The organism is Escherichia sp. WS338 (assembly GCF_046486405.1).
GTDB lineage: Bacteria > Pseudomonadota > Gammaproteobacteria > Enterobacterales > Enterobacteriaceae > Escherichia > Escherichia coli.
Genome location: NZ_JBJQLL010000065.1, coordinates 1 through 12,386 on the forward strand (window position 1 = coordinate 1; position 12,386 = coordinate 12,386).

General features: G+C 55.3%; 17 protein-coding genes. 15 read left to right on the forward strand and 2 right to left on the reverse strand.

The genetic code is table 11. From position 1 onward, the window contains the following. On the reverse strand, positions 1 to 342 hold a 342-nt coding region (locus tag ACJHWT_RS24510; protein WP_160404521.1), incomplete at its 3' end, for a DUF1398 family protein. Positions 343 to 399: 57 nt separating this feature from the next. Continuing rightward, positions 400 to 633: a YlcI/YnfO family protein gene (locus tag ACJHWT_RS24515; protein ID WP_001309326.1), complete on the reverse strand. Its 234-nt coding sequence runs from the start codon at positions 631 to 633 to the stop codon at positions 400 to 402. Positions 634 to 1,021: 388 nt separating this feature from the next. On the opposite strand from ACJHWT_RS24515, the gene ACJHWT_RS24520 reads away from it, so the two are divergent. The 15 genes from ACJHWT_RS24520 to ACJHWT_RS24590 all read left to right on the forward strand — a co-directional run. Then, a complete protein-coding gene (locus ACJHWT_RS24520) occupies positions 1,022 to 1,567 on the forward strand; it encodes a DNA-packaging protein (RefSeq protein ID WP_000453580.1) in 546 nt (181 codons plus the stop codon). Next, entirely contained in the window at positions 1,542 to 3,467 is a 1,926-nt protein-coding gene (locus ACJHWT_RS24525) for a phage terminase large subunit family protein (protein WP_105484303.1), read from the forward strand. Before ACJHWT_RS24520 ends, ACJHWT_RS24525 begins: the two co-directional genes overlap by 26 nt. Continuing rightward, a complete protein-coding gene (locus ACJHWT_RS24530; protein ID WP_000198149.1) occupies positions 3,464 to 3,670 on the forward strand; it encodes a phage head-tail joining protein in 207 nt (68 codons plus the stop codon). Before ACJHWT_RS24525 ends, ACJHWT_RS24530 begins: the two co-directional genes overlap by 4 nt. Further along, entirely contained in the window at positions 3,667 to 5,268 is a 1,602-nt protein-coding gene (locus tag ACJHWT_RS24535; RefSeq protein ID WP_002431458.1) for a phage portal protein, read from the forward strand. Before ACJHWT_RS24530 ends, ACJHWT_RS24535 begins: the two co-directional genes overlap by 4 nt. Then, complete coding sequence (locus tag ACJHWT_RS24540) at positions 5,249 to 6,568, forward strand: S49 family peptidase (protein WP_000123210.1); 1,320 nt, start codon at positions 5,249 to 5,251, stop codon at positions 6,566 to 6,568. Before ACJHWT_RS24535 ends, ACJHWT_RS24540 begins: the two co-directional genes overlap by 20 nt. Before the next feature lie 9 nt (positions 6,569 to 6,577). Next, positions 6,578 to 6,910, forward strand: a complete 333-nt coding sequence (locus ACJHWT_RS24545) for a head decoration protein (protein WP_024256661.1) — start codon at positions 6,578 to 6,580, stop codon at positions 6,908 to 6,910. Between the two features lie 55 nt (positions 6,911 to 6,965). Beyond that, positions 6,966 to 7,991: a major capsid protein gene (locus ACJHWT_RS24550; protein WP_000063251.1), complete on the forward strand. Its 1,026-nt coding sequence runs from the start codon at positions 6,966 to 6,968 to the stop codon at positions 7,989 to 7,991. 41 nt (positions 7,992 to 8,032) lie between these two features. Next, complete coding sequence (locus tag ACJHWT_RS24555; RefSeq protein ID WP_000158900.1) at positions 8,033 to 8,431, forward strand: DNA-packaging protein FI; 399 nt, start codon at positions 8,033 to 8,035, stop codon at positions 8,429 to 8,431. 11 nt (positions 8,432 to 8,442) lie between these two features. Then, positions 8,443 to 8,796: a head-tail joining protein gene (locus ACJHWT_RS24560; RefSeq protein WP_052931395.1), complete on the forward strand. Its 354-nt coding sequence runs from the start codon at positions 8,443 to 8,445 to the stop codon at positions 8,794 to 8,796. Between the two features lie 11 nt (positions 8,797 to 8,807). Beyond that, positions 8,808 to 9,386, forward strand: a complete 579-nt coding sequence (locus ACJHWT_RS24565) for a phage tail protein (RefSeq protein WP_410232369.1) — start codon at positions 8,808 to 8,810, stop codon at positions 9,384 to 9,386. Further along, positions 9,383 to 9,778: a phage minor tail U family protein gene (locus ACJHWT_RS24570; protein ID WP_000683146.1), complete on the forward strand. Its 396-nt coding sequence runs from the start codon at positions 9,383 to 9,385 to the stop codon at positions 9,776 to 9,778. Before ACJHWT_RS24565 ends, ACJHWT_RS24570 begins: the two co-directional genes overlap by 4 nt. Before the next feature lie 7 nt (positions 9,779 to 9,785). Beyond that, on the forward strand, positions 9,786 to 10,526 hold the full coding sequence (locus tag ACJHWT_RS24575) for a phage tail protein (RefSeq protein WP_001306179.1): 741 nt from the start codon (positions 9,786 to 9,788) through the stop codon (positions 10,524 to 10,526). 15 nt (positions 10,527 to 10,541) lie between these two features. Further along, positions 10,542 to 10,964: a phage tail assembly chaperone G gene (gene gpG, locus ACJHWT_RS24580; RefSeq protein ID WP_000479178.1), complete on the forward strand. Its 423-nt coding sequence runs from the start codon at positions 10,542 to 10,544 to the stop codon at positions 10,962 to 10,964. Next, positions 10,946 to 11,380: a phage tail assembly protein T gene (locus ACJHWT_RS24585; RefSeq protein ID WP_000459457.1), complete on the forward strand. Its 435-nt coding sequence runs from the start codon at positions 10,946 to 10,948 to the stop codon at positions 11,378 to 11,380. Before gpG ends, ACJHWT_RS24585 begins: the two co-directional genes overlap by 19 nt. Continuing rightward, positions 11,373 to 12,386: phage tail length tape measure family protein (locus ACJHWT_RS24590; protein ID WP_410232370.1), on the forward strand; the 1,014-nt coding region annotated here is incomplete at its 3' end. The genes ACJHWT_RS24585 and ACJHWT_RS24590, both read left to right, overlap by 8 nt.

The window sequence follows — 12,386 nt, forward strand, 5'->3', positions numbered from 1 at the left end:
GTAATACCTTTTGTTTTCGTGGATATTTGTAATCCATCTGAAAACCCCTGCTGTAGCAAGATTTTTCCTGTATTCGTAAAATGATAACTCTCCTGATTTGAATCCTTTTAATGTGGCTTCTATAAGGCATTTATTTTTTGAAAATCTTACATTTACAACCTTACCCTGTCCTTTTATTAAAACCGTATTATCGTTTTCAAGAACAAGATGAATATTCTCTGTGGCTAAATAGTAAATGTAATGTGAGACATTGTGACGTTTTAGTTCAGAATAAAACCAGTGATAGTTTAAATTATTTCGCACTTTATCGAATATTTGTTTAAAAATGGCAACCTGAGCCATTGTAGTACCTTCCATGTGATATGAAGGTACCTAGTCTGCACGATTATCTAAATTGCTTCAATCTGGTCTGACCTGCTTTCTGAGCAATTCAGTAATGTCACTCTTTTCTTTGTTTGCTTCAGGCGAAACTCTTTTTTCTGAGCACAGTCTTCGGCGGCAGGCTTCAATGACCCAGGCTGAGAAATTCCCGGACCCTTTTTGATCAAGAGCGATGTTAATTTGTTCAATCATTTGGTTAGGAAAGCGGATGTTGCGGGTTGTTGTTCTGCGGGTTCTGTTCTTCGTTGACATGAGGTTGTCCCGTATTCAGTGTCGCTGATTTGTATTGTCTGAAGTTGTTTTTACGTTAAGTTGATGCAGATCAATTAATATGATACCTGCGTCATAATTGATTATTTGACGTGGTTTGATGGCGTAGATGCACGTTGTGACATGCAGATGATAATTATTATCATTTTGCGGGTCCTTTCCGGCGATCCGACAGGTTACGGGGCGGCGACCTCGCGGGTTTTCGCTATTTATGAAAATTTTCCGGTTTAAGGCATTTCCGTTCTTCTTCGTCGTAACTTAATGTTTTTATTTAAAATACCCCCTGAAAAGAAAGGAAACGACAGGTGCTGAAAACGAGCTTTTGGGCCTCTGTCGTTTCCTTTCTCTGTTTTTGGCCGTGGAATGAACAATGGAAGTCAACAAAAAGCAGCTGGCTGACATTTTCGGTGCGAGTATCCGTACCATTCAGAACTGGCAGGAACAGGGAATGCCCGTTCTGCGAGGCGGTGGCAAGGGTAATGAGGTGCTTTATGACTCTGCCGCCGTCATAAAATGGTATGCCGAAAGGGATGCTGAAATTGAGAACGAAAAGCTGCGCCGGGAGGTTGAAGAACTGCGGCAGGCCAGCGAGGCAGATCTCCAGCCAGGAACTATTGAGTACGAACGCCATCGACTTACGCGTGCGCAGGCCGACGCACAGGAACTGAAGAATGCCAGAGACTCCGCTGAAGTGGTGGAAACCGCATTCTGTACTTTCGTGTTGTCGCGGATCGCAGGTGAAATTGCCAGTATTCTCGACGGGCTCCCCCTGTCGGTGCAGCGGCGTTTTCCGGAACTGGAAAACCGACATGTTGATTTCCTGAAACGGGATATCATCAAAGCCATGAACAAAGCAGCCGCGCTGGATGAACTGATACCGGGGTTGCTGAGTGAATATATCGAACAGTCAGGTTAACAGGCTGCGGCATTTTGTCCGCGCCGGGCTTCGCTCACTGTTCAGGCCGGAGCCACAGACCGCCGTTGAATGGGCGGATGCTAATTACTATCTCCCGAAAGAATCCGCATACCAGGAAGGGCGCTGGGAAACACTGCCCTTTCAGCGGGCCATCATGAATGCGATGGGCAGCGACTACATCCGTGAGGTGAATGTGGTGAAGTCTGCCCGTGTCGGTTATTCCAAAATGCTGCTGGGTGTTTATGCCTACTTTATAGAGCATAAGCAGCGCAACACCCTTATCTGGTTGCCGACGGATGGTGATGCCGAGAACTTTATGAAAACCCACGTTGAGCCGACTATTCGTGATATTCCGTCGCTGCTGGCGCTGGCCCCGTGGTATGGCAAAAAGCACCGGGATAACACGCTCACCATGAAGCGTTTCACTAATGGGCGTGGCTTCTGGTGCCTGGGCGGTAAAGCGGCAAAAAACTACCGTGAAAAGTCGGTGGATGTGGCGGGTTATGATGAACTTGCTGCTTTTGATGATGATATTGAACAGGAAGGCTCTCCGACGTTCCTGGGCGATAAGCGTATTGAAGGCTCTGTCTGGCCAAAGTCCATCCGTGGCTCCACGCCCAAAGTGAGAGGCACCTGCCAGATTGAGCGTGCTGCCAGTGAATCCCCGCATTTTATGCGTTTTCATGTTGCCTGCCCGCACTGCGGGGAGGAGCAGTACCTTAAATTTGGCGATAAAGAGACGCCGTTTGGCCTCAAATGGACGCCGGATGATCCCTCCAGCGTGTTTTATCTCTGCGAACATAATGCCTGCGTCATCCGCCAGCAGGAGCTGGACTTCACTGATGCCCGTTATATCTGCGAAAAGACCGGGATCTGGACCCGTGATGGCATTCTCTGGTTTTCGTCATCCGGTGAAGAGATTGAGCCGCCGGATAGTGTGACCTTTCACATCTGGACAGCGTACAGCCCGTTCACCACCTGGGTGCAGATTGTCAAAGACTGGATGAAAACGAAAGGGGATACGGGAAAACGTAAAACCTTCGTGAACACAACGCTCGGTGAGACGTGGGAAGCGAAAATTGGCGAACGTCCGGATGCAGAGCTGATGGCCGAGCGGAAAGAGCATTATTCAGCACCTGTTCCTGACCGTGTGGCTTACCTGACCGCTGGTATCGACTCCCAGCTGGACCGCTACGAAATGCGCGTATGGGGATGGGGGCCGGGTGAGGAAAGCTGGCTGATTGACCGGCAGATCATTATGGGCCGCCACGACGACGAACAGACGCTGCTGCGTGTGGATGAGGCCATCAATAAAACCTATACCCGCCGGAATGGTGCAGAAATGTCGGTATCCCGTATCTGCTGGGATATTGGCGGGATTGACCCGACCATTGTGTATGAACGCTCGAAAAAGCATGGGCTGTTCCGGGTGATCCCCATTAAAGGGGCATCCGTTTACGGCAAGCCGGTGGCCAGCATGCCACGTAAGCGAAACAAAAACGGGGTTTACCTTACCGAAATCGGTACGGATACCGCGAAAGAGCAGATTTATAACCGCTTCACACTGACGCCGGAAGGGGATGAACCGCTTCCCGGTGCCGTTCACTTCCCGAATAACCCGGATATTTTTGATCTGACCGAAGCGCAGCAGCTGACGGCTGAAGAGCAGGTCGAAAAATGGGTGGATGGCAGGAAAAAAATACTGTGGGACAGCAAAAAGCGACGCAATGAGGCGCTCGACTGCTTCGTTTATGCGCTGGCGGCGCTGCGCATCAGTATTTCCCGCTGGCAGCTGGATCTCAGTGCGCTGCTGGCGAGCCTGCAGGAAGAGGATGGTGCAGCAACCAACAAGAAAACACTGGCAGATTACGCCCGTGCCTTATCCGGAGAGGATGAATGACGCGACAGGAAGAACTTGCCGCTGCCCGTGCGGCACTGCATGACCTGATGACAGGAAAACGGGTGGCAACGGTACAGAAAGACGGACGGAGAGTGGAGTTTACGGCCACTTCCGTGTCTGACCTGAAAAAATACATTGCGGAGCTGGAAGTGCAGACCGGCATGACACAGCGACGCAGGGGACCTGCAGGATTTTATGTATGAAAACGTCCACCATTCCCACCCTTCTGGGGCCGGACGGCATGACATCGCTGCGTGAATATGCCGGTTATCACGGTGGTGGCAGCGGATTTGGTGGGCAGTTGCGGGCGTGGAACCCACCGAGTGAAAGTGTGGATGCAGCCCTGCTGCCCAACTTTACCCGTGGCAATGCCCGCGCAGACGATCTGGTACGCAATAACGGCTATGCCGCCAACGCCATCCAGCTGCATCAGGATCATATCGTCGGGTCTTTTTTCCGGCTCAGTCATCGCCCAAGCTGGCGCTATCTGGGCATCGGGGAGGAAGAAGCCCGTGCCTTTTCCCGCGAGGTTGAAGCGGCATGGAAAGAGTTTGCCGAGGATGACTGCTGCTGCATTGACGTTGAGCGAAAACGCACGTTTACCATGATGATTCGGGAAGGTGTGGCCATGCACGCCTTTAACGGTGAACTGTTCGTTCAGGCCACCTGGGATACCAGTCCGTCGCGGCTTTTCCGGACACAGTTCCGGATGGTCAGCCCGAAGCGCATCAGCAACCCGAACAATACCGGCGACAGCCGGAACTGCCGTGCCGGTGTGCAGATTAATGACAGCGGTGCGGCGCTGGGATATTACGTCAGCGAGGACGGCTATCCTGGCTGGATGCCGCAGAAATGGACATGGATACCCCGTGAGCTACCCGGCGGGCGCGCCTCGTTCATTCACGTTTTTGAACCCGTGGAGGACGGGCAGACCCGCGGTGCAAATGTGTTTTACAGCGTGATGGAGCAGATGAAGATGCTCGACACGCTGCAGAACACGCAGCTGCAGAGCGCCATTGTGAAGGCGATGTATGCCGCCACCATTGAAAGTGAGCTGGATACGCAGTCAGCGATGGATTTTATTCTGGGCGCGAACAGTCAGGATCAGCGGGACAGGCTGACCGGCTGGATTGGTGAAATTGCCGCGTATTACGCCGCAGCACCGGTCCGGCTGGGAGGCGCAAAAGTGCCTCACCTGATGCCGGGGGACTCACTGAACCTGCAGACGGCTCAGGACACGGATAACGGCTACTCCGTGTTTGAGCAGTCACTGCTGCGGTATATCGCTGCCGGGCTGGGTGTCTCGTATGAGCAGCTTTCCCGGAATTATGCCCAGATGAGCTACTCCACGGCACGGGCCAGCGCGAACGAGTCGTGGGCGCACTTTATGGGGCGGCGAAAATTCGTCGCATCCCGTCAGGCGAGCCAGATGTTTCTGTGCTGGCTGGAAGAGGCCATCGTTCGCCGCGTGGTGACGTTACCTTCAAAAGCGCGCTTCAGCTTTCAGGAAGCCCGCAGCGCCTGGGGGAACTGTGACTGGATAGGCTCCGGTCGTATGGCCATCGATGGTCTGAAAGAAGTTCAGGAAGCGGTGATGCTGATAGAAGCCGGACTGAGTACCTACGAGAAAGAGTGCGCAAAACGCGGTGACGACTATCAGGAAATTTTTGCCCAGCAGGTCCGTGAAACGATGGAGCGCCGTGCAGCCGGTCTTAAACCGCCCGCCTGGGCGGCTGCGGCATTTGAATCCGGACTGCGACAATCAACAGAGGAGGAGAAGAGTGACAGCAGAGCTGCGTAATCTCCCGCATATTGCCAGCATGGCCTTTAATGAGCCGCTGATGCTTGAACCCGCCTATGCGCGGGTTTTCTTTTGTGCGCTTGCAGGCCAGATTGGGATAAGCCGCCTGACGGATGCGGTGTCAGGTGACAGCCTGACTGCCGGAGAGTCACCCGCGACGCTGGCGTTATCCGGTGATGATGACGGGCCACGACAGGCCCGCAGTTATCAGGTCATGAATGGCATCGCCGTGCTGCCGGTGTCCGGCACGCTGGTCAGCCGGACGCGGGCGCTGCAGCCGTATTCGGGGATGACCGGTTACAACGGCATTATCGCCCGTCTGCAACAGGCTGCCAGCGATCCGATGGTGGACGGCATTCTGCTCGATATGGACACGCCAGGCGGGATGGTGGCGGGGGTATTTGATTGCGCTGACATCATCGCCCGTGTGCGTGACATAAAACCGGTATGGGCGCTGGCCAACGACATGAACTGTAGTGCAGGTCAGCTGCTTGCCAGTGCCGCCTCCCGGCGTCTGGTCACACAGACCGCCCGGACAGGCTCCATCGGCGTCATGATGGCTCACAGTAATTACGGTGCTGCGCTGGAGAAACAGGGCGTGGAAATCACGCTGATTTACAGCGGCAGCCATAAGGTGGATGGCAACCCCTACAGCCATCTTCCGGATGACGTCCGGGAAACACTGCAATCCCGGATGGATGCAACCCGCCAGATGTTTGCGCAGAAGGTATCGGCATATACCGGCCTGTCCGTGCAGGCTGTTCTGGATACCGAGGCTGCAGTGTACAGCGGTCAGGAGGCCATTGATGCCGGACTGGCTGATGAACTTGTTAACAGCACCGATGCGATCACCGTTATGCGTGAGGCACTGGATGCACGTAAATCCCGTCTCTCAGGAGGGCGAATGACCAAAGAGACTCAATCAACAACTGTTTCAGCCACTGCTTCGCAGGCTGATGTTACTGATGTGGTGTCAGCGACGGAGGGCGAAAACGCCAGCGCGGTGCAGCCGGACGTGAACGCGCAGATCACCGCAGCGGTTGCGGAAGAAAACAGCCGCATTATGGGGATCCTCAACTGTGAGGAGGCTCACGGACGCGAAGAACAGGCCCGCGTGCTGGCAGAAACCCCCGGTATGACCGTGGAAACGGCACGCCGCATTCTGGCCGCAGCACCACAGAGTGCACAGGCGCGCAGTGACACTGCGCTGGATCGTCTGATGCAGGGGGCACCGGCACCGCTGGCTGCAGGTAACCCGGCATCTGATGCCGTTAACGATTTGCTGAACACACCAGTGTAAGGGATGTTTATGATGAGCAAAGAAACCTTTACCCATTACCAGCCGCTGGGCAACAGTGACCCGGCTCATACCGCAACCGCGCCCGGCGGATTGAGTGCGAAAGCGCCTGCAATGACCCCGCTAATGCTGGACACCTCCACCCGTAAGCTGGTTGCGTGGGATGGCACCACTGACGGTGCTGCTGTTGGCATTCTTGCGGTTGCTGCTGACCAGACCAGCACCACGCTGACGTTCTACAAGTCCGGCACGTTCCGTTATGAGGATGTGCTCTGGCCGGAGGCTGCCAGCGACGAGACGAAAAAACGGACCGCGTTTGCCGGAACGGCAATCAGCATCGTTTAACTTTACCCTTCATCACTAAAGGCCGCCTGTGCGGCTTTTTTTACGGGATTTTTTTATGTCGATGTACACAACCGCCCAGCTGCTGGCGGCAAATGAGCAGAAATTTAAGTTTGATCCGCTGTTTCTGCGTCTCTTTTTCCGTGAGAGCTATCCCTTCACCACGGAGAAAGTCTATCTCTCACAAATTCCTGGACTGGTAAACATGGCGCTGTACGTTTCGCCGATTGTTTCCGGTGAGGTTATCCGCTCCCGTGGCGGCTCCACCTCTGAATTTACGCCGGGATATGTCAAGCCGAAGCATGAAGTGAATCCGCAGATGACCCTGCGTCGCCTGCCGGATGAAGATCCGCAGAATCTGGCGGATCCGGCTTACCGTCGCCGTCGCATCATCATGCAGAACATGCGTGACGAAGAGCTGGCCATTGCCCAGGTCGAAGAGATGCAGGCAGTTTCTGCCGTGCTTAAAGGCAAATACACCATGACCGGTGAAGCCTTCGATCCGGTTGAGGTGGATATGGGCCGCAGTGCGGCGAATAACATCACGCAGTCCGGCGGCACGGAGTGGAGCAAGCGTGACAAGTCCACGTATGACCCGACCGACGATATCGAAGCCTACGCGCTGAACGCCAGCGGTGTGGTGAATATCATCGTGTTCGATCCGAAAGGCTGGGCGCTGTTCCGTTCCTTCAAGGCCGTCAAGGAGAAGCTGGATACCCGTCGCGGCTCTCATTCCGAGCTGGAGACAGCGGTGAAAGACCTGGGTAAAGCGGTGTCCTATAAGGGGATGTATGGCGATGTGGCCATCGTCGTGTATTCCGGACAGTACGTGGAAAACGGTGTCAAAAAGAACTTCCTGCCGGACAACACGATGGTGCTGGGGAACACTCAGGCACGCGGTCTGCGCACCTATGGCTGTATTCAGGATGCGGATGCATTGAGTGAGGGTATTAATGCGTCTCCCCGTTATCCGAAAAACTGGAAGACATCCGGCGATCCGGCGCGTGAGTTCACCATGATTCAGTCAGCACCGCTGATGCTGCTGGCTGATCCTGATGAGTTCGTGTCCGTACAACTGGCGTAATCATGGCCCTTCGGGGCCATTTTCTCTCTGTGGAGGAGTCCATGACGAAAGATGAACTGATTGCCCGTCTCCGCTCGCTGGGTGAGCAACTGAACCGTGATGTCAGCCTGACGGGGACGAAAGAAGAACTGGCGCTCCGTGTGGCAGAGCTGGAAGAGGAGCTTGATGACACGGATGACACTGCCGGTCAGGACACCCCTCTCAGCCCGGAAAATGCGCTGACCGGGCATGAAAATGAGGTGGTATCAGCGCAGCCGGACACCGTGATTCAGGATGCGGCTGAACTGGTCACGGTCGTGGCACTGGTGACGCTGCATACTGATGCACTTCACGCCATCCGGGATGAACCTGTGGCATTTGTGCTGCCGGGAACAGCGTTCCGTGTCTCTGCCGGTGTGGCAGCCGAAATGACAGAGCGCGGCCTGGCCAGAATGCAATAACGGGAGGCGCTGTGGCTGATTTCGATAACCTGTTCGATGCTGCCATTGCCCGCGCCGATGAAACGATACGCGGGTACATGGGAACGTCAGCCACCATGACATCCGGTGAGCAGTCCGGTGCGGTGATACGTGGTGTTTTTGATGACCCTGAAAATATCAGCTATGCCGGACAGGGCGTGCGCGTTGAAGGCTCCAGCCCGTCCCTGTTTGTCCGGACTGATGATGTGCGGCAGCTGCGGCGTGGAGACACGCTGACCATCGGTGAGGAAAATTTCTGGGTAGACCGGGTTTCGCCGGATGATGGCGGAAGCTGTCATCTCTGGCTTGGACGGGGCGTACCGCCTGCCGTTAACCGTCGCCGCTGAAAGGGGGATGTATGGCCATAAAAGGTCTTGAGCAGGCCGTTGAAAACCTCAGCCGTATCAGCAAAACGGCGGTGCCTGGTGCCGCCGCAATGGCCATTAACCGCGTTGCTTCATCCGCGATATCGCAGTCTGCGTCACAGGTTGCCCGTGAGACAAAGGTACGCCGGAAACTGGTAAAGGAAAGGGCCAGGCTGAAAAGGGCCACGGTCAAAAATCCGCAGGCCAGAATCAAGGTTAACCGGGGGGATTTGCCCGTAATCAAGCTGGGTAATGCGCGGGTTGTCCTGTCCCGCCGCAGGCGTCGTAAAAAGGGGCAGCGTTCATCCCTGAAAGGTGGCGGTAGCGTGCTTGTGGTGGGAAACCGTCGTATTCCCGGCACGTTTATTCAACAACTGAAAAATGGCCGGTGGCATGTCATGCAGCGTGTGGCCGGGAAAAACCGTTACCCCATTGATGTGGTGAAAATCCCGATGGCGGTGCCGCTGACCACGGCGTTTAAACAGAATATTGAGCGGATACGGCGTGAGCGTCTTCCGAAAGAGCTGGGCTATGCGCTGCAGCATCAACTGAGAATGGTAATAAAGCGATGAAACATACTGAACTCCGTGCAGCCGTACTGGATGCACTGGAGAAGCATGACACCGGGGCGACGCTTTTTGATGGTCGCCCAGCTGTTTTTGATGAGGAAGATTTTCCGGCAATTGCCGTTTATCTCACCGGCGCTGAATACACGGGCGAAGAGCTGGACAGCGATACCTGGCAGGCGGAGCTGCATATTGAAGTTTTCCTGCCTGCTCAGGTGCCGGATTCAGAGCTGGATTCGTGGATGGAGTCCCGGATTTATCCGGTGATGAGCGATATCCCGGCACTGTCAGAGTTGATCACCAGTATGGTGGCCAGTGGCTATGACTACCGACGCGACGATGATGCGGGCCTGTGGAGTTCAGCCGATCTGACTTATGTCATTACCTATGAAATGTGAGGACGCTATGCCTGTACCAAATCCAACAATGCCGGTGAAAGGTGCCGGGACCACACTGTGGGTTTATAAGGGGAACGGTGACCCTTATGCGAACCCGCTTTCAGACGTGGACTGGTCGCGTCTGGCAAAAGTTAAAGACCTGACGCCCGGCGAACTGACAGCTGAGTCCTATGACGACAGCTATCTCGATGATGAAGATGCGGACTGGACTGCGACCGGGCAGGGGCAGAAATCAGCCGGAGATACCAGCTTCACGCTGGCGTGGATGCCCGGAGAGCAGGGGCAGCAGGCGCTGCTGGCGTGGTTTAATGAAGGTGATACCCGTGCCTATAAAATCCGCTTCCCGAACGGCACGGTCGATGTGTTCCGTGGCTGGGTCAGCAGTATCGGTAAAGCGGTGACGGCTAAGGAAGTGATCACCCGCACGGTGAAGGTCACCAATGTGGGACGCCCGTCGATGGCTGAAGATCGCAGTACGGTGACGGCAGCAACCGGCATGACGGTAACGCCAGCCAGTGCTTCCGTAGTGAAAGGGCAGAGCACCACGCTGACCGTGGCATTCCAGCCGGAAGGTGTAACCGACAAGAGCTTCCGTGCGGTGTCTGCGGATAAAACAAAAGCCACCGTGTCGGTCAGTGGTATGACCATCACCGTGAACGGCGTTGCTGCAGGCAAGGTCAACATTCCGGTTGTATCCGGTAATGGTGAGTTTGCTGCGGTTGCAGAAATTACCGTCACCGCCAGTTAATCCGGAGAGTCAGCGATGTTCCTGAAAACCGAATCATTTGAACATAACGGTGTGACCGTCACGCTTTCTGAACTGTCAGCTCTGCAGCGTATTGAGCATCTTGCCTGGTTGAAAGAGCAGGAAAAAAAGGCTGAATCCAGTGGCAACCTGCAGGTGTCTGTAGAGGATCTTATCAGAGGCGGGGCGTTTCTGGTGGCGATGTCTCTGTGGCATAACCATCCGCAGAAGACAAAGCTGCCGTCCATGAATGAAGCCATTACGCAGATTGAGCAGGAAGTGCTTACCACCTGGCCCACGGAGGCAATTGCTCAGGCTGAAAACGTGGTGTTACGTCTGTCCGGAATGTCTGAGTTTGTGGTGAATAATGCCCCTGAACAGGCAGAGGACGCCGGGCCTGCAGAGCCTGTTTCTGCGGGAAAGTGTTCGACGGTGAGCTGAGTTTTGCCCTGAAACTGGCGCGCGAGATGGGGCGACCCGACTGGCGCGCCATGCTTGCCGGGATGTCATCCACGGAGTATGCCGACTGGCACCGCTTTTACAGTACCCATTATTTTCATGATGTTCTGCTGGATATGCACTTTTCCGGGCTGACGTACACCGTGCTCAGCCTGTTTTTCAGCGATCCGGATATGCATCCGCTGGATTTCAGTCTGCTGAACCGGCGTGAGGCTGACGAAGAGCCTGAAGATGATGTGCTGATGCAGAAAGCGGCAGGGCTTGCCGGAGGTGTCCGCTTTGGCCCGGACGGGAATGAAGTTATCCCCGCTTCCCCGGATGTGGCGGACATGACGGAGGATGACGTAATGCTGATGACAGTATCAGAAGGGATCGCAGGAGGAGTCCGGTATGGCTGAACCGGTAGGCGATCTGGTCGTTGATTTGAGTCTGGATGCGGCCAGATTTGACGAGCAGATGGCCAGAGTCAGGCGTCATTTTTCCGGTACGGAAAGTGATGCGAAAAAAACAGCGGCAGTCGTTGAACAGTCAATGAACCGGCAGGCGCTGGCTGCACAGAAAGCGGGGATTTCCGTCGGACAGTATAAAGCCGCCATGCGTATGCTGCCTGCACAGTTCACCGACGTGGCCACGCAGCTTGCAGGCGGGCAAAGTCCGTGGCTGATCCTGCTGCAACAGGGTGGTCAGGTTAAGGACTCCTTCGGCGGGATGATCCCCATGTTCAGGGGGCTTGCCGGTGCGATCACCCTGCCGATGGTGGGGGCCACCTCGCTGGCGGTGGCGACCGGTGCGCTGGCGTATGCCTGGTATCAGGGCAACTCAACCCTGTCCGATTTCAACAAAACGCTGGTCCTTTCCGGCAATCAGGCGGGACTGACGGCAGATCGTATGCTGGTCCTGTCCAGAGCCGGGCAGGCGGCAGGGCTGACGTTTAACCAGACCAGCGAGTCACTCAGCGCACTGGTTAAGGCGGGGGTAAGCGGTGAGGCTCAGATTGCGTCCATCAGCCAGAGTGTGGCGCGTTTCTCCTCTGCATCCGGCGTGGAGGTGGACAAGGTCGCTGAAGCCTTCGGGAAGCTGACCACAGACCCGACGTCGGGGCTGACGGCGATGGCACGCCAGTTCCATAACGTGACGGCGGAGCAGATTGCGTATGTTGCTCAGTTGCAGCGTTCCGGCGATGAAGCCGGGGCATTGCAGGCGGCGAACGAGGCCGCAACGAAAGGGTTTGATGACCAGACCCGCCGCCTGAAAGAGAACATGGGCACGCTGGAGACCTGGGCAGACAGGACTGCGCGGGCATTCAAATCCATGTGGGATGCGGTGCTGGATATTGGTCGTCCTGATACCGCGCAGGAGATGCTGATTAAGGCAGAGGCTGCGTTTAAGAAAGCAGACGACATC

What these genes read in the sequence shown, in the direction of transcription:
- ACJHWT_RS24515 (WP_001309326.1), bottom strand. Translation starts at nt 633, where the DNA reads ATGTCAACGAAGAACAGAACCCGCAGAACAACAACCCGCAACATCCGC.
- ACJHWT_RS24520 (WP_000453580.1), top strand. Translation starts at nt 1,022, where the DNA reads ATGGAAGTCAACAAAAAGCAGCTGGCTGACATTTTCGGTGCGAGTATC.
- ACJHWT_RS24530 (WP_000198149.1), top strand. Translation starts at nt 3,464, where the DNA reads ATGACGCGACAGGAAGAACTTGCCGCTGCCCGTGCGGCACTGCATGAC.
- ACJHWT_RS24535 (WP_002431458.1), top strand. Translation starts at nt 3,667, where the DNA reads ATGAAAACGTCCACCATTCCCACCCTTCTGGGGCCGGACGGCATGACA.
- ACJHWT_RS24545 (WP_024256661.1), top strand. Translation starts at nt 6,578, where the DNA reads ATGATGAGCAAAGAAACCTTTACCCATTACCAGCCGCTGGGCAACAGT.
- ACJHWT_RS24550 (WP_000063251.1), top strand. Translation starts at nt 6,966, where the DNA reads ATGTCGATGTACACAACCGCCCAGCTGCTGGCGGCAAATGAGCAGAAA.
- ACJHWT_RS24555 (WP_000158900.1), top strand. Translation starts at nt 8,033, where the DNA reads ATGACGAAAGATGAACTGATTGCCCGTCTCCGCTCGCTGGGTGAGCAA.
- ACJHWT_RS24565 (WP_410232369.1), top strand. Translation starts at nt 8,808, where the DNA reads ATGGCCATAAAAGGTCTTGAGCAGGCCGTTGAAAACCTCAGCCGTATC.
- ACJHWT_RS24570 (WP_000683146.1), top strand. Translation starts at nt 9,383, where the DNA reads ATGAAACATACTGAACTCCGTGCAGCCGTACTGGATGCACTGGAGAAG.
- ACJHWT_RS24575 (WP_001306179.1), top strand. Translation starts at nt 9,786, where the DNA reads ATGCCTGTACCAAATCCAACAATGCCGGTGAAAGGTGCCGGGACCACA.
- gpG (WP_000479178.1), top strand. Translation starts at nt 10,542, where the DNA reads ATGTTCCTGAAAACCGAATCATTTGAACATAACGGTGTGACCGTCACG.